The sequence below is a fragment of the Stenotrophomonas sp. YJH_SMC_58 genome, assembly GCF_059369635.1.
Genome location: NZ_JCAFSW010000006.1, coordinates 196,176 through 214,252, shown reverse-complemented (window position 1 = coordinate 214,252; position 18,077 = coordinate 196,176). Strand labels below are relative to the sequence as shown.

Genomic DNA, 18,077 nt, shown 5'->3' with positions numbered 1-18,077 from the left:
CAGGATGAACGGTCAATCCAGGGCGACGGGCGTCAAAGCCTTGACGACCCGCACCTTCCCACCCCGGCCGGCGCGATCCCCATCGCACCGGCCCGGGCTCAGGCCAGCACCTGGTAGCAGGGCTGGTATTCGCCGGAGATCTTCATCCGGCGCTGCTCGACGAAAGCGCGCAGCAACGCGTCCAGCGCCTGCATCATGTCCGGGTCGCCATGGATCTGGAACGGTCCGAACTGTTCGATGCGACGCATGCCGTCTTCCTTCACGTTGCCGGCGACGATGCCCGAGAACGCGCGGCGCAGGTCGGCCGCCAGCGCATGCGGCGCACGCCCGTGGTGCAGGTCCAATGCGGCCATCGCCTCGTGGGTGGGCACGAACGGCTGCTGGTACTCCCACGGAATCTCGATCGACCAGTTGAAGAAGAACGAGTCCTTCTGCGCCAGGCGGTGCTCGCGCACGCGCTTGATGCCATTGGCCATCTTCTTCGCCACCGCCACCGGGTCGCCGATGATGATCTCGTAGCGCTCGGCGGCCGCGTCACCCAGGGTCAGGCGGATGAAGCGGTCGATCTGCTCGAAGTACGGCGCCGCCACGGTCGGTCCGGTCAGGATCAGCGGGAACGGCAGGTCCTTGTTTTCCTCGCGCAGCAGGATGCCGAGCAGGTACAGGATCTCCTCGGCGGTACCGACGCCACCGGCGAACACGATGATGCCGTGGCCGATGCGGACGAAGGCCTCCAGGCGCTTCTCGATGTCCGGCATGATCACCAGGTGGTTGACGATCGGGTTCGGCGACTCGGCGGCGATGATGCCCGGCTCGGTCAGGCCGATGTAGCGCGTCACGGTACGGCGCTGCTTGGCATGTGCGATCGTGGCACCCTTCATCGGACCCTTCATCGCGCCCGGGCCGCAGCCGGTGCAGATGTCCAGGCCGCGCAGGCCCAGTTCATAGCCCACCTGCTTGGTGTACAGATACTCTTCGCGCGAGATCGAGTGGCCGCCCCAGCACACCACCAGGTTCGGGTCACCCGGGTTGAGGATGCGCGCATTGCGCAGCAGGCCGAACACCGCGTTGGTGATGCCCTCGGACGACTCCAGCTCGGCCGCGTAGGCAGGGCCCATCTCGATGGCCATGTAGGCCAGGTCACGCACCACGGCGAACAGCAGTTCGGCAACACCGCGGATGATCTCGCCATCGACGAAGGCCATGGCCGGTGCGTTGACCAGGTCGATGCGCACGCCGCGATCCTGCTGCGCGACCTGGATGTCGAAATCGGGATACAGATCGCGCGCCGCGCGCGGATCGTCAGAGGCACTGCCGCTGGTCAGCACGGCCAGCGCGCAGCGGCGCAGCAGCTCGTGCATGCCGCCGGCAGAGGCATCGCGCAGGCGGGCCACTTCGGCCCGCGACAGCACATCCAGCCCACCGCGCGGGTAGATCCGTGCGTCCTGCACCGGCAGTGCGCGGGCTGATTTTTCGTTCGTGGTCATGTCCAATTTTTTGCTTCCTTCAAGGTTTCCGACTGTACTGCCGCCCCCTTAAAAAGCAAAACGGCCGGGAAGCCCGACCGTTGGATGTGTGCTCCCCGCGTTCGCCTTTCCGGGACCGCATCGGCGGCGTTGGCACCGCGCACATTTCCGGATGCTACGCCGATGCAGAGTGGCCTGCAAGGACTTTCGCCTGAACGGAAAACGGCCGGGTTTTCCCGGCCGTTTCCACTTACTGCTTCAGGTTCTGACGGATCAGAACTTGTACTTCAGGGTCAGCTGCATCGACCAACGCGACACGGCGGTGTTGCCCTTGTCGTTGTTGTTTTCCTGGATCGAGGAATTGTCGGTACGGCCGGTGAAGTTGTACAGGTACTTGCCGGTAGCCGGGTCGATACCCGAGTAGTTGGCAACGCGACGGGTGGCGTAGAAGCCGTAGTCGTCGATCAGACCCCACTTCTTGTTCAGCAGGTTGCCGACATTCATGATGTCCAGGGCGACTTCACCCTTGTGACCCTTCACGAAGCCCGGGAATTCCTGGCTGATACGGACGTCGAAGCTGTTGACCCACTTGGCACGGTGCGAGTTGGCCGGGACCACGCTGCCACGGTAGGCCTCGAGTTCCGGATTCTGCGCCAGCCATTCGAAGAACTTCTTCTCCATGTCGGCGCCGCCGGTGAAGATCACGTCACCCGGGCCCTTCGGCACGTAGAACAGGTCGTTGGTACCGGCACCGTCGCCATTCACGTCGTTGTAGTAGACGTAGCTGTACGGACGGCCCGAACGGCCTTCATAGAACAGGCCAACGCGGGTGGCGTTGTCACCGAAGAAGTTGTGCTTCCACTCCAGGGTACCGGTGATGCGGTCCTTGATCGCGTAGCGCGAGTTGTACGCAACGTTGTCGTTGGCGTTCAGGCTCAGCGTGTTGTTCCAGTTCGAGGTGTTCTGCGAGCTGGACAGCGGGCTCACTTCCTTGGACTGGGTGTAGGTGTAACCCAGCGACCAGCCCCAGTTCTCGGTCAGCGGCTTGGCCAGCGAGAAGGTAGCCTGCGAACCGCGACCCTTGTCGGTGTTGCGCAGCAGGATCACGTCGCCGATGTCACCCGGACGGTTGACGCGGTCACCCGGGCAGGTCCGATCGGTCGCCGAGCAGGCGCGACCATTCTTCTGGCCAGCCTGCATGCCGTTCGGGCCGGCATTGGCACCATTCATGCCGTAGTCGTTCCAGTACAGCGCGCGACCGTCCTGACCGACCGAACGATTGGCATTCGGGGTCATCACGTCCAGGCGGTCGAAGTACAGTCCATCCTTGACCTTGGTGAACAGCACTTCAGCCGACGCCACGATGCCGTACCACGGCAGCTCGTGGTCGAACGCCAGGTTGGCCTTCCACACCGACGGCAGACGGGTGCCCGGAGCGATCAGGTCAACGTTCTGGCGGGCCGAGGCCAGCGACGGGTTCGGGATGTACGGGTTGTCGGCGTCGAAGCTGAAGCCACCCGGGTTGCGGGTCAGGTTGTACTCGGAGTAGTTCAGGCCGGTGTTCTGGTAGGCACCTGCCAGCCACACGTTCGGAGCAGCGCCGCCGAACAGGCCAACGCCACCGCGCAGCTGGGTCGGACGATCGGTGTCGAAGGTGTAGTTGAAGCCGACGCGCGGCTGGAACAGCTTCTTGTCGACCAGCTGGGTGTTGTTGAAGCCGTACAGCTGTTCGATGCGCGGGTTGTACAGGCGCTGGGTGCTGAAGTCCGGCATGTCGATACGGATACCGAACATCAGGCTCAGGTTGTAGTTGATCGCCCAGGTGTCCTGGATGAACAGGCCGGTGTTCTTCAGGTGGAACTTGGCCGGAATGTCGTCGACGCTGCCGCCGGCGCGCGGGACGCGCACCTGGTAGGCCGACGGGGTACCGGCTTCAAACGCAGCCAGGTCGGCGAACTCGTACGCGCCGTACAGGTTGCGGCCGTAGAAGTTCATCAGGTCGTTGTCGGTGTAATCGAAACCGAACTTGACGGTGTGGTCACCGATGTACCAGGTACCGGCACCGAAGGCGCTCAGTTCCTTCGACTCGACGATGTTGGTGTGGGTGTTCTGCTCGGTACCCAGGTACAGCGAGTTGTTGCCGAAGCGCACGCGGATCTGCGGCAGGTGCGAGGCAGCAACGCGGTTGGACGAGTAGTCCTTGTGCGAAACCTTGAACTCGGTCGAGAAGTTCTCGGACCAGTCACTGAACAGTTCACCCATCCAGGTTTCGTACTGGGTCGGCTGGGTGTACCAGAAGTCACTCAGCGAGATGGCGCTGTTGTTGACCTGCGGGAAGCGGACGACGTCCTGCTTCATCTTGTTGTAGCGCAGGGCCGCGCGGTGGTTCTCGTTGATGTTCCAGTCGAGCTTGATCGCGTACTCTTCGATCGAGGTCTTGTTGTCCAGCGCGCCGATGCCGCCAACCGGGTAGCCCAGGTCGGACATGCGCTTCTGCACGCGGGCGATGTCGGCGTCGCTGATGCCGTTCGGCTTGTTGTACGGGGTTTCGCCGAGGCTCACGCCGCCGCCGCTACGCTCGTACTTTTCATAGTTGGTGAAGAAGAACAGCTTGTCCTTGACGATCGGGCCGCCCAGGGTCATGCCGTAGGTCTTCTCGTCCTTGAAGCCGTTGAAGTCCGTCGTGTCACCTTCCAGGCGCGTACGGATCATGTCCTTGTCGCGGTACGAACCGTACACGGTGCCGTGGAACTCATTGGTACCCGACTTGGTCACGGCGTTGATCACCGCACCGGTACCACCGGCGATGGTGGTGTCGTAGTTGGCCAGGTCGATGTTGATTTCCTGGATGGCGTCCATCGACACCGGCTGACGCTCGGTCGGCAGGTTGTTGGAGCCCAGGCCGAACGGATCGGAGGCGCTGATGCCGTCGATGCGGATGGCGTTGTAGCGGGTGTTCTGGCCACCGGCCGAGATCGCGCCGTCAGCCTTGCTGACCTGCGAGATGCGCGGGTCCAGGCGGATGTAGTCCTGGATGTTGCGGTTGGCCGACGGCAGCGCGTCCATCGTTTCGCGGGTCACGTTGCTGCCGGTGCCCATCTTGTTGGCGCTGAACAGGTCCAGGCCGCCGGCGGTCGCAACAACGTTCACCGCGTCCAGGTTGGTCGCAGCCAGGTCACCGCCCAGGTTGGCGTTGACCGTGTTGACCTGGTTCAGGTTCAGGTAGACACCCTCTTCGGTCTTGGTGCCTTCACCGGACTTGGTGATGGTGATGGTGTACGGACCACCCACGCGCAGGCCGCGCGCGTTGTATCGACCCGACGCATCGGTGGTGGCACGCGAAACGGTGCCCGACTCGGTGTGGGTGATGGTGACTTCAGCGCCGGCGACAGGCTGGCCTGCGGCGGACATCACCTGGCCGCCGACACCGGCAGAGGTGCTCTGGGCGAAGGCGGGAGCGGCGGCGAGCGCAGCCACGAGACCAAGGGTGAGCTTGGACATCCGGAGTGGGTGGGTCATTTTTCGGTAGCCTCGATGCGAGTTGGCGATGGCGGAAAAAAGCGCATCCAAACAGCCCTGCGGGTGGCTGGTCGGAGATTTATCTGGGGTTCCCTACCGCTTGGCTGAAGGCAGCCACAACGGTTAACACTAGATTAACACGCTACGCCATCAATGTGACGGTTGTGCGACAAACGGCACCGGATCGCAACGCAATCGTGACGGGTTCTTCACTCCGCCTTTCCCCCGGCCTCATTCCGGCAGGGGCGCCTCACTGGCGTCGAGAACCCGGCCCCGCCAGGCAAGCCCAGCGCCGGACAGCAGGGTCACGGCCGCCGCAGCGGCGGCCTCCGGGCCCCGGGCGGCCGGGTCCTGGTCGACGGAATAGGCCCTGGCGCGCAGCGCCGTGCGCAGGGGGCCCGGATACAGGCCGCTGACCCGCACCGGGCTGCGGCCGAGTTCGTCATGAAGGCTGGTGATCAGCCCGCGCAGGCCATGCTGGGCCACACCGTATCCCCCCCAATAGGCCTGCCCCACCCGTTCGGAGGCATCGACCGCAAACACCAGGGCCGCGTCCTCGCGCTGCCGCAGCAGCGGCAGGCAGGCCTGGGCCAGCCACGCCGGGGCAGTGAGCGTGACATGCACCGCACGGGCGAAACTGGCCGGGTCGGCCAGTTCGAACGGGGTCAATCCGGGGAAATGGGAGGCACAGACCAGCACTCCATCCAGGCGCCCCAGCTCGCGCTGCAGGGCCTGGGCCAGTTCGGCATAGTCGTCGGGGCCCGCACCCTCCAGATCCAGCGGATACAGCAGCGGTTCCGGGCCGACGGCCTGGACCTGGGCATAGACACGGTCCAGGCGGCGCGGCTTGCGCCCCAGCAGGACCACGGTGGCCCCGGCGGCGGCGGCGGCAACGGCCGCCGCACTGCCCAGCCCACCGCCGGCGCCGGCAACCAGCACCACGCGATCCTGCAACGGGCGGCCATCGAGCGCCCCGTTGGTCGGTGACGTCGATGGCCAGGCACTCATCCCTGGGTCGCCTCTTCGACGATGCGCTTGAGCTCGCCGGCTTCAAACAGTTCCAGGACGATGTCGCAGCCGCCGATCAGCTCTCCATTGATGAACAGCTGCGGGAAGGTCGGCAGGTTGGAGAACCGCGGCAGGTTGGCGCGGATCTCGGGTTCTTCCAGCACGTTGACGGTGCGCAGGGTGGCCGCGCCGGCTGCCATCAACGCCTGTACGGCGCGGCTGGAGAAACCGCACATCGGGTATTGCGGGGTGCCCTTCATGAACAGCACGAGCGGGTAACGATCGACCTCGGCCTGGATTTGCTGCATTACCGCCACAACCTCACTCCTTGCTTCGCCGGACAAACCGACCGCGGTGGTCGGCTAGACTGCCCACGGTAGCCGCCATTGTAAGCGGATGGAACCGGCTGCCGCCGCCCCTCTGGCCACGAACCTGTCCATGCCTGTCGAATTGCCTGCCCTGCCCTACCTTTCCGGCTCCCTGCAGCCGCACCTGTCCGCACAGACCCTGGAGCTGCACCACGGCCGCCACCATCGCGCCTACGTGGATGCGGTCAATGCCGGCATCCTCGGCACCGAGTGGGAAGACGCGTCACTGGAAGAGATCGTCCGCCAGGCCCAGGGCAAGCTGTTCGATGCGGCCGCCCAGGCGTGGAACCACGGCTTCTACTGGCAGTGCCTGCGACCGCGTGGCGGTGGCGAACCGCAGGGTCGCCTGGGCGAGCTGGTGAAGCGCCAGTTCGGCGACGTGCAGCGCCTGCGCGAGGAATTCAACCGCACCGCGCTGCGCCTGTTCGGCTCCGGCTGGGTGTGGCTGGTGCAGCATCCGGGCGGACAGCTGGGCATCCAGGCGACCCGCAATGCCGGCACGCCGCTGACGGGTGAAAGCACGCCGCTGCTGTGCTGCGATGTCTGGGAGCACGCCTACTACACCGACTACCACAATGATCGCGCGCGCTATCTGGACGCGTTCTGGCAGATGGTCAACTGGGAATTCGCTGAGAGCCAGCTACGCTGAGGCAGCGGCTCCGCCCCGGGGTAGTGCCGGGCGCTGGCCGGCATCCCCATCGGTGTACAGAGATGGCGAATCTGCCGGCCAGCGGCTGCCACTACCGGAAAGCAGAGCGTGGCTTCACGCGTTCTCGTGCGCGGCCACCGCATCCATCACCCGCGCCGAGTACACCAGCGCCGCACCGGCATTGAGCGACACCGCCACACCCAGCGCCTCGGCGATTTCCTCGCGGTTGGCACCGTGCTTCAGCGCGGCATCCACGTGCACGGTGATGCAACCGTCGCAGCGGGTGGTCACCGCCACCGCCAACGCGATCAGCTCGCGGGTCTTCGCATCGAGGTGGTTGGTCTGCGCGCCAGCGTTGGCCAGGGTGGCGTAGCCCTTGACCGTATCCGGTGAGAGCCTGCCGATCTCACCGATACGGCCCTTCAGTTCCTTGCGGTAGGCATTCCAGTCGAGCATGGTCGTGACTCCTGTAAAAGGAGTTCCACGCTACCACCGGGAATGTTGCGCCGACGCCTGCACCGGCGCGCCACAGCGTTGCACTGCCGGCCAGCGGCCGGCACTACCGGACTCAGCGATTGCGCAGCGCGTGCACCGCCGGCGCCACCTGGGCCTGGCGATCCAGCTCCAGGCCGACCTGCTCCAGCGCATCGGCCAGCGCGGCAGCATCGTCATCGCGCAACGTGGCGTGGCCGACCTTGCGGCCTTCGCGCGGCTCCTTGCCATAGTCGTGCCAATGGCCGCTGGCCTGGCCCAGCACCGGTGCCGGGTCCGGCATCGCGCCCAGCCAGTTCAGCATGCAGGCGTGGCCGAGCATGCGGGTGCTGCCCAGCGGCAGGCCCAGCACGGCACGCAGATGGTTCTCGAACTGCGAGGTCTCGCTGCCCTCGATGGTCCAGTGGCCGGAGTTGTGTACGCGCGGCGCCATCTCGTTGGCCAACAGCTCGCCATCGCGACAGAACAGCTCCAGCGCGAACACGCCGACGTACTGCAGGTGCTCGGCGACACGGCGGGCATAGCCGATCGCGGCCTGCTGCTCGGCATCGGACAGCACAGCCGGTGCCACGCTGGCCGACAGCACGCCGTCGACATGCCAGTTGCCGGTGACCGGCCAGGCTTCGAAGCTGCCATCGCGGCCACGCACGGCGACCACGCTGACCTCGCGCTGGAACGCCACGAAGCCTTCCAGGATCAGGCCGGTTCGCTCGACCTGCGCGCCCAGTGCATCCCACGCGGCGTCGATGTCGGACTCGCTGCGCAGGCGGAACTGGCCCTTGCCGTCATAACCAAGGCGGCGGGTCTTGAGGATGCACGGCAGGCCGAACTCAGCCGCCTTCGCAGCCAGCTCGTCACGGCTGCGGATATCAGCGAAGGCCGGCAGCGGGATGCCCAACTGCTGGAACAGGGTCTTCTCGCTCAACCGGTCCTGGGCCACCGCCAGCGCGGCCGGCGGCGGATAGACCGGCACGCGGTTGGCCAGGAACTGCGCGCTGTCTGCGGGCACGTTCTCGAAATCGAAAGTGACCACATCGACCTTGGCGGCGAACTCCGCCAGCGCGTGGCGGTCATCGAAGGCACCGACGGTGAGCGGCGCCAGCGGGCCACTGCAGGCGTCGGCCGCCGGGTCGTACAGCTGGAAGCGCAGTCCCAGCGGCGCACCGGCCAGGACCATCATGCGGGCGAGCTGGCCGCCGCCCAGGATGCCGACGGTCAGGCTCATTGGCGCGGATCGTCGTGGGCCATCACGTCTTCGGTCTGGCGTGCACGGAAGGCGTCGAGCGCCTGGCCGATCGCCGGCTGGTCGCTGGCCAGCATCGCAGCAGCGAACAGCGCCGCGTTGGACGCTCCGGCATTGCCGATGGCGAAGGTGGCGACCGGGATGCCGGCCGGCATCTGCACGATCGACAGCAGCGAATCCATGCCGTTGAGGGCCTTGGACTGCACCGGCACGCCCAGCACCGGCACGGCGGTCTTGGCGGCGATCATGCCCGGCAGGTGGGCGGCCCCGCCGGCGCCGGCGATGATCGCGCGCAGGCCACGCGGACCCGCCTGCTCGGCGTAACTGAACAACACATCCGGCGTCCGATGCGCGGACACCACCTTCACTTCGAACGGAACACCCAGGGCTTCAAGCTTCTGGGCGGCGTGCTGCATGGTTTCCCAGTCGGAACGGGAACCCATGACGATGCCGACAAGCGGCGCGATCGGGTTGGGGGTCATTGGCCGTCACCTGCCTTAAAGACGTATTCTAGCCATCTTCCACGCAAGACGAAGAACCATGGATCGCAAGCTGCTCGACCTGCTGGTGTCGCCGGACACCCGCCAGCCCCTGTCCCTGCTGGATGGCAAGGGCCTGGAAGCCCTCAACAAGGCCATTTCCGTCGGCGCGGTGAACAAGGCCGATGGCAACCCGCTGGCGCAGCCGCTGCGCGAAGCGCTGGTCACCCGCGACCGCAAGCAGGTGTTCCGCGTTGACGACGGCATCCCGGTGCTGCTGGCCGAGGAAGCCATCCCGACCGCCCAGATCGCCGACTTCCCGGCCGCATGAGCGCGCTGCCGACGCCGGATGCGGCCGTTGTCGCCGCCGATGTCGCGCGTGCGCTGGCCGAGGACCTGGGCAGCGGCGACGTCACCGCCGCCCTGCTGCCCGACCAGGCCGACAGCGCTTACCTGCTGTGCAAGCAGGACGGGGTGATTGCCGGCCGTCCGTGGTTCGACGCCACCCACCGCGCACTCGACCCGGACGTGCGCATCGAATGGCGTGTCTCCGAAGGTGACGCGGTCACCGCAGGCACCGTGCTGGCCCTGCTGCACGGGCGCAGCCGCAGCCTGGTCAGCGCCGAGCGCACCTCGCTGAACTTCCTGCAGACGCTGTCTGGCACCGCCACCACCACTGCCCGCTACGTGGCGGCGGTGGCCGGTACCGGCACGCGCATCCTCGACACCCGCAAGACTCTGCCTGGCCTGCGCCTGGCGCAGAAGTACGCGGTGCGCTGTGGCGGCGGTGACAACCACCGCTTCGGCCTCTATGACACGGTGATGCTGAAGGAAAACCACATCCGTGCCGCCGGTTCGCTGGCCGCGGCGGTGGCCGCCGCGCGCCGGCAATGGCCCGCGCTGCCGCTGGTGGTCGAGGTCGAGGACCTGGCCCAGCTGCGCCAGGCGCTGGAAGCCGGTTGCGAGCGCATCCTGCTGGATGACTTCAGCCCCGACCTGCGCCGCGAGGCAGTGCGCATCACGGCGGGCCGCATTCCGCTGGAAGTATCCGGCAGCGTGGGCCTGGGTGGCCTGCGTTCGATCGCCGAGGACGGCGTTGACTGCATCTCCATCGGTGGACTGACCAAGCACGTGCAGGCCATCGATCTGTCGCTGAAGCTGGGCCCGCCGCCGGGTTGAGGCTTGGCGTGGGGGCCGATTCCTTTTCCATGGAAAAGCGATCTGACCCCGTTCTCACACCCGGCGTTCACGACAGCGCTGCGACGCTGAGGTATCCCCCACAGGAGCCGCGCATGCGCCGGATGCTCTTGCCTGCCTGCCTGCTGCTGGCCGCGGCGCCGTTGTCCGCAGCGGCCGCCGAGGCCTGCGATGTTCCGCCCCGCTTCGGTCTGAGTCCGTTGGCGGTGGCCATCCGCAACACCGCCTGCAATGAGCACCGGCTCTGGTACCGGCCCTTCATCGATCGTGAAGGCCGTGCCGCCAGCCTCAGCGTCACCGAGGCCGAAAGCGATCACCTGGCAGACAATGGCCTGATCGCCTGGCAGCGCGTGGCCGGCTACTGGCGCAACAGCGGCACGCTCAATGCGATGGGCAGCATCGCGGGCGCCAGCAGCTGCCTGGCGCCGTTGGGCACGCGCTACACCGACAGCGACTGCCGCGCCTTCCTGATCGACAACCCATGGTCGGCCGCGTTCATTTCCTGGGTGATGGTGCAGTCCGGCGTTCCTGGCTTCAATACGTCGCCACGCCACATCGACTACATCCGTGCCGCCTACCAGGGCGGCCCCTCGGGCGTGCCGTACCGGCTGGTCGACCCGGCCACGGCCAAACCCGCACCGGGCGACCTGCTGTGCTTCCTGCGCGACCGCAGCACCACGCTCAGCTACAGCGGGCTGGTGCAGGCACTGGGCAATGGCTCGGTGGGCCACTGGAAATCGCATTGCGAAGTGGTGGTGGCGGCCAACCTCGGCGGCGACCAGACCCTGTACCTGGTCGGTGGCAACGTGATGAACACCGTAGCGATGCGGTTGCTGCAGCTGGATCGTACGGGGCTGATCAAGCTGCCTCCGGCACGCGAACGCAACAGCACCGGCATCGACCCCGGCTGCACGCCAGGTCGCGAGGACGAATGCAGCTTCAACCGGCAGGACTGGGCAGCGCTGCTGCAGCTGACTGCAACCTCACCGCTGGTGATGCCCTCGCCCACTGCGACGCCGATGCAGCCCACTCCGGCACCTCAACCGGTCATCGTGCCCGCGCAGCCGATGTCCAGCGAACCGCAGCCGCGGCGGTGAGTGCAGCGCTTGATCCCGCGCGCGTTCGCCGCCATCTTTGCGGGATCGACCCCTGACGGCTGACGCCATGCCCACCCTGCTGCTGTTGCTGATTGCCGGCGGAATCATCTATTTCTTCTGGAACGCGGCGCGTTCGGCCGCCGAGCGCGCGGTCGAACTGGGGCGCAATGCCTGCCGTGCTGCCGACGTGCAATGGCTGGATCAGGCGGTGCACGCCACCGGCCTGCGCCTGTCGCGCGGCGAAGATGGCCGGCTCGGCTTCGAACGTACCTTCAAGTTCGAGTATTCCTACGACGGCATCGATCGCCACGTGGGCCGCATGGTGCTGCGCGGCGACCAGCTGATCTCATTCACTGGTCCGGGCGCGGCGCGGATCAGCCAGATCCGCGCGGATGTGGACGATGCCGAGGATGTGTAAGGGCTGAAGGCGTGCCGACCAATGGTCGGCACCCACCGTTACCTGGTTACTTGACCACGCGCAGGTTCGGGCGCCCCTTCGGCGGCGGGCTGGCTGGCGGCGTATCGTCCGGCGGCGTGCCTTCCTCGTGCAGCAGCTCATCGCTGGTCGGAGCGGTCTCGTTGCCCGGGATGTCATCCGGTAGCGCCATGCCCTGCCCGGTCTCGCGGGCGTAGACGGCCAGCACGGCGCTGATCGGCACCTGCACCGGGTAGCTGGTACCGGAGAAGCGCGCCGAGAAGCTCACCATCTCGTTGTCGATCATCAGTCGCACGACAGCACGTTCGGCGATGTTGAGCACGACCCGGCCATCCTTGACCGCCGAAGGCGGGACCTGCACGCCGGGAACGCCGGCGTCGACCAGGATGTGCGGGGTCAGCTGGTTGTCGTTGATCCATTCCACCAGCGCCCGCAGCAGGTACGGGCGGTGGCTGGTCATGTGGAAGAAGTCTTCGGTCATGCGTGAAGTGTACGCGCCCGGCGCCCCGCCGGGGCGGATCACCTGCACGCCGGTCGGCGTGCAGACGGGTAACGCAGGCCCGGATCAGACCGGCAGATCGCGCAGCTTCTTTTCCTGATCGGTCAGGCTGCGGACGAAGCCCGGATGGCGGAAGATGCGGTTGCCGTAGTCCTCGATCGCCTTGCCGTCCTTCGGCAGCGGTACGTCCAGCGACTGCAGGCGCCAGATGATCGGCGCCATCGCGCAGTCGGCCAGGCTCATTTCCGGGTTGAGGAAGAACTTGCTGGCCTTGAACAGCGGCAGCGAGGCGGTCAGCAGCTCCTTCAGGCGCTTGCGGCCAGCCTCGGCCTGGGTCTTGTTGCCGAGCTGGATGGCCTGCACCTGTGGCACCCAGTCGTGCTCGATGCGCAGCATCGCCAGGCGGATGCGCGCACGCGAGAGCGGATCGACCGGCATCAGCGGCGGATGCGGATAACGTTCGTCCAGGTACTCGCTGACCACTGATGCGGCGTACAGCACCAGCTCGCGTTCGACCAGGGTCGGCACCGAGTGATACGGATTGAGGTCGATCAGGTCTTCAGGCGGGTTCTGTGGATCGACCGGAACGAAGTCGAAGGTCACACCCTTGGCCGCCAGGACCAGGCGTACACGGTGGCACAGTACATCGTCGTTCGAGGAAAACAGCGTCAGTGTATTGCGCATGCGTACGCTCGCCGCCATCAAAGGCTCTCCCACGACAGGAGACCGCCTGCCGCATCGGCGCCGCCGGCACCGTGCCGGCGGTCGACTCCTCCCCGAGTGTGCAACCGACCATCACAAAAGCCAATAGGCCCGTGAGATGGCCGGCGGCAGATTCAGTGAACGTCCTTCCAGTATTCCTTCTTCAGCAGGTACAGCAGGAAGGTGAGCAGGGCCAGGAACAGGATCACCCACACGCCCAGCTGCTGGCGCTTGAGCGCGGCCGGTTCACCGGCATACTCGAGGAAGTTGGTGATGTCCCGCACCGCCTGGTCGTACTGCCCGGCATCGACCGACCCGGGCGTTTCGATCTTCAGGCCGGTCACCGGCGGGTCCATGCCGGGCGCTTCCGCCTTGCCGTGCACCGCATGCTGCAGGCCCTGCATCTCCCACAGCGGGTTGGGCATGGAGGCATTGGCGAACAGCGCGTTGTTCCAGCCCAGCGGGCGACTGCTGTCCAGATAGAACGACTTGAGGTAGGTGTAGACCCAGTCACTGCCCCGCACACGCGCGATCAGGCTGAGATCGGGCGGCATCTTGCCGAACCACTTCTCCGCGTTCTCCTTGGGCATCGCCACCGGAATCGGGTCGCCGATCGCCGAGCCGGTGAAGTTGAGGTTGTTCATCACCTCTTCCTCGGTCAGGCCCAGGTCCTGCGCCATCCGCGAATAGCGCAGGTACTTCAGCGCGTGGCAGCCGGAGCAGTAATTCATGTATAGCTGCGCGCCGCGCTGCAGCGAAGCGCGGTCGCCCAGATCGTTGCCGGCCTGCAGCAGCTTGGTGCCACCTTCGGCGGCGGAGGCCAGGAAACTGCCCAGCATCAGGGCGGCCGTCAGGGCCAACCGGACCATCCAGCGATCAGTCATGGGTGGTCACCCTCTCCGGTACCGGCTTGGTCTTGTCCAACCGCGTCCATAGCGGCATGGTGATGAAGAACGCGAAGTACAGGAAGGTCAGCACCCGCCCGATGTAGGTCTCGTGCACGTCGGTGCCCGGGCCGGAACCAATCACGCCCAGCCACACGAAGCACACCGCCAGCACGCCCAGCATCACCTTCGAGATCCAGCCGCGGTAGCGCACCGACTTCACCCTGGCCTTGTCCAGCCACGGCACCAGGAACAGGATCGCAATGGCCGAGAACATCACCAGCACGCCACCGAGCTTGTTCGGCACCACGCGCAACATCGCGTAGTAAGGCGTGTAGTACCAGACCGGCTTGATGTGTTCCGGGGTCACCAGGCGGTTGGCCTCGGTGAAGTTGTCATGCTCCAGGAACAGGCCGCCGAAACCGGGCGCGAAGAAGATGATGAAGGCGGCGATGATCAGCAGGAAACCGGCGCCGACGCCATCCTTGAGCGTGTAGTACGGGTGGAACGGGATGCCATCGGCCGGTGCGTTCGGCGACCAGCGGTTGCCCTTCGGCCCCTTCTTGATCTCCACGCCATCGGGGTTGTTCGAACCCACTTCGTGCAGCGCGCCCAGATGCAGTACCACCAGCAGCAACAGCACCAGCGGCAGGGCGATGACATGCAGCGCGAAGAAACGGTTGAGCGTGGCGTCACTGGGCAGGTAATCGCCCATGATCCATTCGGTCAGGCCGTTGCCGATCACCGGTATCGCGCCGAACAGCGAGATGATCACCTTGGCGCCCCAGAACGACATCTGGCCCCACGGCAGCACGTAGCCCATGAAGGCTTCGGCCATCAGCACCAGGTAGATCAGCATGCCGAGGATCCACACCAGCTCGCGCGGCTTCTGGTAACTGCCGTACAGCAGGCCACGGAACATGTGCAGGTAGACCACGATGAAGAACAGCGAGGCACCGGTGGAGTGCATGTAGCGGATCAGCCAGCCCCACTCCACATCGCGCATGATGTACTCGATGGAGCCGAACGCCTCGGCGGCGCTGGTCTTGTAGTGCATCGTCAGGAAGATGCCGGTGACGATCTGGTTGACCAGCACCAGCAGCGCCAGCGAACCGAAGTAGTACCAGATGTTGAAGTTCTTCGGCGCGTAGTACTCGCTGACGTGCTTCCGGTAGACCGGCATCAGGCCGGGCGCGCGGGCGTTGACCCAGTCGGCCACGCCGCTGGCGGTACGGCTGAGGATATTGGCCATCAGGCAGCCCCCTGCGGATCGACACCGATGATGATGGTGTTGTCGTCCTGGTAATGGTGCGCGGGCACCTTCAGGTTGATCGGCGCCGGCACGTCCTTGAAGACGCGTCCGGACATGTCGAAGCGCGACTTGTGGCACGGGCAGAAGTAACCGCCCTTCCACTGCGGGTCGTAGGGCTCGGGCCGGATTTCGGCGACCATTTCCGGCGAGCAGCCCAGGTGCGTGCACAGGCCGACCAGTACGGAGATATCCGGCTTGATCGAGCGCAGCTCGGGGTTCTGCTTCAGCACGTAGTCCGGCTGCTGGTCCTTCTCGCCGGACTCGGGGTCCTTGAGGCGGCCATCCAGCCCGTGCAGCGCGTCCAGGATCGCCTTGGACCGCTTGACGATCCAGATCGGCTGGCCACGCCATTCCACGATCAGGCGTTGGCCTTCCTGCAGGGCGCTGATGTCGGCCACCACCGGTGCGCCGGCAAGCTTGGCGCGGGCACTGGGGTTCCAGGATTTGATGAAAGGAACTGCGGTGAATCCGACGCCGACGGCGCCAACCACAGCAGTGGTGGCAGAAAGAAAACGCCGACGTCCGGTGTTGACTGGATCGTGTACCCCATCGTTGGCCATCCGGCACTCCGATATTGATTAGGTAGCTTTAAGGCTGCCAGCGGATCCGGTGGGGGCCAGAGCCGCATTGAATCACGGTCGAGTGTAGCGGAACCGTCGCGCGCCACACAACGCATTGCAACAACATTGATTGCGGGGTTGCCGGCCAGCGGCCGGCACTACCTTTCAAAGGAGTGCCGACCAACGGTCGGCACCTACTGGTGACTCAGGGCGGTGCGGTAACGCTCGGCCAGCTGCCCGACCCGGCGCACGTAGTACTGGGTCTCGCTGTAGGGCGGCACGCCACCGTGGCGGTCGACCGCGCCTTCGCCAGCGTTGTAGCCGGCTGCGGCAAGGGTCAGGTCGCCATTGAAGCGTTTCAGCAACCACGCAAGATACTGCACGCCGCCACGGATGTTCTGCCCGGCGTCATAGGAATCGCTTACGCCGAAGCGCGCGGCGGTCGGCGGCATCAGCTGCATCAGGCCCTGCGCGCCAGCACGGCTGAGCGCGGTCGGGTTGTAGGCCGACTCGGCATGGATGATGGCGCGCACCACCGCCTCCTCCACGCCGAACTCGCGCGCGGCCGAGGTGATCTCGGCCTGGAAGGCCGAGGTGTTCAGTCGCACGGTGCCGAAGTCCACGCGTGGATTGACCCCGCAGGCATAGCAGCGCTCCATGAAGCTGTAGCGGATGGTCCGGACCGGGCCGAGGTTGGCCACCTGTGCCGGGCGCGCACTGGTGTAGTGGCGCACGCCATCCTTCATGAAGGAATACACCTGGCCACTGACCATGCGCCCGCTGCGCGAGGCGACCGGCTGTGCGGGACCGGATGCCGGCACGGACGCAGGCGCGACCGTTGCCGGCGCTGCGGCACTCGCGGCAACTGCCACCGGGTTGCGTTCGATGCTGGCCATCGTGGTGGATGCCGGCCTGGGCGCGGCCACCACCGGTCGAGGTGCCGGGCGGGTGTCACGGGTGTAGCTGATGGTGCTGCAGCGCGCGCCGGCCACCCGCTTGCTCACATAACTGGTGACGCCGTCAGCGCCCTGGCACTTGTACAGGGTTCCAGCGCTGGCCGGCGCAGCGGTCAGCGCAGCGATGATGATCGCCGTTGTCCCCAGTATCCCCTTCATGGCGGCGAGTGTCCCAGCTTCGCCGGGGCTTGCCAAGCGACGTGGCTCAGCCTGTGACCGGCGGCACAGCCAGCAGCTGGCCGAGGCCCGCCAGGCGCTGTGCCAGTTCGTCGCGCAGGCCCGGCGGGGTGGTCCAAAGCGCCACGGGTAGGCGGTCCAGGCTGAGAATCTGCGCCAGCATCATGCCGCGGCTCTCGGCGCCCATGCGCAGCAGGCAGTGGTCTGGGCCATCCGCTTCCAGTACTCCACACCACGGCGGGATGCGGCCTTCCAGCTCGGAATGGCTGCCGGACAGGCGGAGGATGGCCTGCAGCGCGAACGGCGCCTGGCTGACCGCCTGCCGCACCATCACATCGGGCGGCGCCGGGGTGCGCCGGTGCAGGCCCGGCCCGGCGCACTCACGTACGGCGCCCATGCGGTCCACGCGCAGGGTGCGCCAGTCCTGCCGCCCCAGGTCCCAGGCAAGCAGATACCAGCGTCGCCCGTAATTGACCAGGTGCTGGGCCTCGACCTCGCGCTGGGTGACGGCTTCCTGCGCGCTGCGGTATTCGAAGGCCAGCCGTGACGCCTGTCGGCAGTGCTGGGCCAGCCGCCCGAGCAGGCGTGCGTCGGTGGACGGAAGGTCGGACAGGGTGGCCGTCGCTGCATGCACCTCGCCGGCCTGCTGGCGACGACGGGTCGGCACCAGCGGATCGAGCTTGGACAACAGGCCACGCGCGGTGTCGTCGATCCCGGCAACGGTGGCCGAGGCTGCGCGCAGGGCGATGGCCAGGGTGGTCGCCTCCTCCTCGTCCAGCAGCATCGGCAGCACCGGGGCCCCGGCCCCCAACTGGTAGCCGCCGCCGACCCCGGACGAGGCCTGCACCGGATAGCCCAGCTCGCGCAGGCGCTCGATATCACGGCGGATGCTGCGCCGGTCCACGCCCATGCGCTCGGCGAGCTCGGCCCCGGACCACTGGCGGCGGGCCTGCAGCAGGGCGATCAGGCGCAGCAGACGATGGGCGGTATGGCGCATGAAGGATCGAGGACAGAAGTCGTCCGCAATAGTGCC

The 18,077-nt window shown here is 66.4% G+C and carries 19 protein-coding genes; 5 read left to right on the top strand and 14 right to left on the bottom strand.

What is annotated here, in order from left to right:
- Positions 1-98: 98 nt before the first annotated feature.
- The 4 genes from ppnN to grxD all read right to left on the bottom strand — a co-directional run bounded on the left by ppnN (position 99) and on the right by grxD (position 6,310).
- Complete coding sequence (gene ppnN / locus AC5P68_RS10565) at positions 99-1,487, bottom strand: nucleotide 5'-monophosphate nucleosidase PpnN (protein WP_495216614.1); 1,389 nt, start codon at positions 1,485-1,487, stop codon at positions 99-101.
- 252 nt (positions 1,488-1,739) lie between these two features.
- The gene (locus AC5P68_RS10560; RefSeq protein WP_005408854.1) at positions 1,740-4,985 is read right to left on the bottom strand and encodes a TonB-dependent receptor; all 3,246 of its coding nucleotides are present in this window, start codon (positions 4,983-4,985) and stop codon (positions 1,740-1,742) included.
- 231 nt (positions 4,986-5,216) lie between these two features.
- A complete protein-coding gene (locus AC5P68_RS10555) occupies positions 5,217-5,993 on the bottom strand; it encodes an SDR family NAD(P)-dependent oxidoreductase (RefSeq protein ID WP_414497672.1) in 777 nt (258 codons plus the stop codon).
- Entirely contained in the window at positions 5,990-6,310 is a 321-nt protein-coding gene (grxD, locus tag AC5P68_RS10550) for a Grx4 family monothiol glutaredoxin (RefSeq protein ID WP_414497734.1), read from the bottom strand. Before grxD ends, AC5P68_RS10555 begins: the two co-directional genes overlap by 4 nt.
- A 121-nt stretch (positions 6,311-6,431) precedes the next feature.
- Here grxD and AC5P68_RS10545 point away from each other — a divergent pair, with 121 nt between their 5' ends.
- Entirely contained in the window at positions 6,432-7,010 is a 579-nt protein-coding gene (locus AC5P68_RS10545; RefSeq protein WP_414497671.1) for a superoxide dismutase, read from the top strand.
- A 114-nt stretch (positions 7,011-7,124) separates the two neighbouring features.
- Here AC5P68_RS10545 and AC5P68_RS10540 read toward each other — a convergent pair whose 3' ends face one another.
- The 3 genes from AC5P68_RS10540 to purE form a co-directional block, all read right to left on the bottom strand.
- Positions 7,125-7,466, bottom strand: coding sequence for a carboxymuconolactone decarboxylase family protein (locus tag AC5P68_RS10540; protein WP_049431900.1), 342 nt, complete (start codon positions 7,464-7,466; stop codon positions 7,125-7,127).
- A gap of 112 nt (positions 7,467-7,578) precedes the next feature.
- Positions 7,579-8,727 carry a 5-(carboxyamino)imidazole ribonucleotide synthase gene (locus AC5P68_RS10535; RefSeq protein ID WP_049454048.1) on the bottom strand — a complete coding sequence of 383 codons (1,149 nt, stop codon included), beginning with the start codon at positions 8,725-8,727 and terminating at the stop codon, positions 7,579-7,581.
- A complete protein-coding gene (gene purE / locus AC5P68_RS10530; protein WP_005412808.1) occupies positions 8,724-9,227 on the bottom strand; it encodes a 5-(carboxyamino)imidazole ribonucleotide mutase in 504 nt (167 codons plus the stop codon). Before purE ends, AC5P68_RS10535 begins: the two co-directional genes overlap by 4 nt.
- A gap of 58 nt (positions 9,228-9,285) precedes the next feature.
- Here purE and AC5P68_RS10525 point away from each other — a divergent pair, with 58 nt between their 5' ends.
- The 4 genes from AC5P68_RS10525 to AC5P68_RS10510 all read left to right on the top strand — a co-directional run bounded on the left by AC5P68_RS10525 (position 9,286) and on the right by AC5P68_RS10510 (position 11,936).
- A complete protein-coding gene (locus AC5P68_RS10525) occupies positions 9,286-9,555 on the top strand; it encodes a Trm112 family protein (protein WP_049402738.1) in 270 nt (89 codons plus the stop codon).
- Positions 9,552-10,403: a carboxylating nicotinate-nucleotide diphosphorylase gene (gene nadC / locus AC5P68_RS10520; RefSeq protein WP_005408846.1), complete on the top strand. Its 852-nt coding sequence runs from the start codon at positions 9,552-9,554 to the stop codon at positions 10,401-10,403. Before AC5P68_RS10525 ends, nadC begins: the two co-directional genes overlap by 4 nt.
- A 113-nt stretch (positions 10,404-10,516) precedes the next feature.
- Positions 10,517-11,518 carry a DUF2272 domain-containing protein gene (locus tag AC5P68_RS10515; RefSeq protein ID WP_005412807.1) on the top strand — a complete coding sequence of 334 codons (1,002 nt, stop codon included), beginning with the start codon at positions 10,517-10,519 and terminating at the stop codon, positions 11,516-11,518.
- A gap of 67 nt (positions 11,519-11,585) precedes the next feature.
- Complete coding sequence (locus AC5P68_RS10510) at positions 11,586-11,936, top strand: DUF3301 domain-containing protein (protein WP_005408844.1); 351 nt, start codon at positions 11,586-11,588, stop codon at positions 11,934-11,936.
- A gap of 46 nt (positions 11,937-11,982) precedes the next feature.
- Here AC5P68_RS10510 and AC5P68_RS10505 read toward each other — a convergent pair whose 3' ends face one another.
- The 7 genes from AC5P68_RS10505 to AC5P68_RS10475 form a co-directional block, all read right to left on the bottom strand.
- Entirely contained in the window at positions 11,983-12,435 is a 453-nt protein-coding gene (locus tag AC5P68_RS10505) for a ClpXP protease specificity-enhancing factor (RefSeq protein WP_005412806.1), read from the bottom strand.
- An 84-nt stretch (positions 12,436-12,519) separates the two neighbouring features.
- Positions 12,520-13,155, bottom strand: a complete 636-nt coding sequence (locus AC5P68_RS10500; RefSeq protein ID WP_005408842.1) for a glutathione S-transferase N-terminal domain-containing protein — start codon at positions 13,153-13,155, stop codon at positions 12,520-12,522.
- Positions 13,156-13,289: 134 nt separating this feature from the next.
- On the bottom strand, positions 13,290-14,039 hold the full coding sequence (locus AC5P68_RS10495) for a cytochrome c1 (protein ID WP_288418297.1): 750 nt from the start codon (positions 14,037-14,039) through the stop codon (positions 13,290-13,292).
- Complete coding sequence (locus tag AC5P68_RS10490) at positions 14,032-15,291, bottom strand: cytochrome b (protein WP_005408840.1); 1,260 nt, start codon at positions 15,289-15,291, stop codon at positions 14,032-14,034. Before AC5P68_RS10490 ends, AC5P68_RS10495 begins: the two co-directional genes overlap by 8 nt.
- Positions 15,291-15,911 carry a ubiquinol-cytochrome c reductase iron-sulfur subunit gene (petA, locus tag AC5P68_RS10485; protein WP_004151998.1) on the bottom strand — a complete coding sequence of 207 codons (621 nt, stop codon included), beginning with the start codon at positions 15,909-15,911 and terminating at the stop codon, positions 15,291-15,293. Before petA ends, AC5P68_RS10490 begins: the two co-directional genes overlap by 1 nt.
- A 194-nt stretch (positions 15,912-16,105) precedes the next feature.
- Positions 16,106-17,026 carry a lytic transglycosylase domain-containing protein gene (locus tag AC5P68_RS10480; protein ID WP_049431894.1) on the bottom strand — a complete coding sequence of 307 codons (921 nt, stop codon included), beginning with the start codon at positions 17,024-17,026 and terminating at the stop codon, positions 16,106-16,108.
- A gap of 46 nt (positions 17,027-17,072) precedes the next feature.
- Entirely contained in the window at positions 17,073-18,041 is a 969-nt protein-coding gene (locus AC5P68_RS10475) for a helix-turn-helix transcriptional regulator (RefSeq protein ID WP_033834738.1), read from the bottom strand.
- Positions 18,042-18,077: the final 36 nt, after the last annotated feature.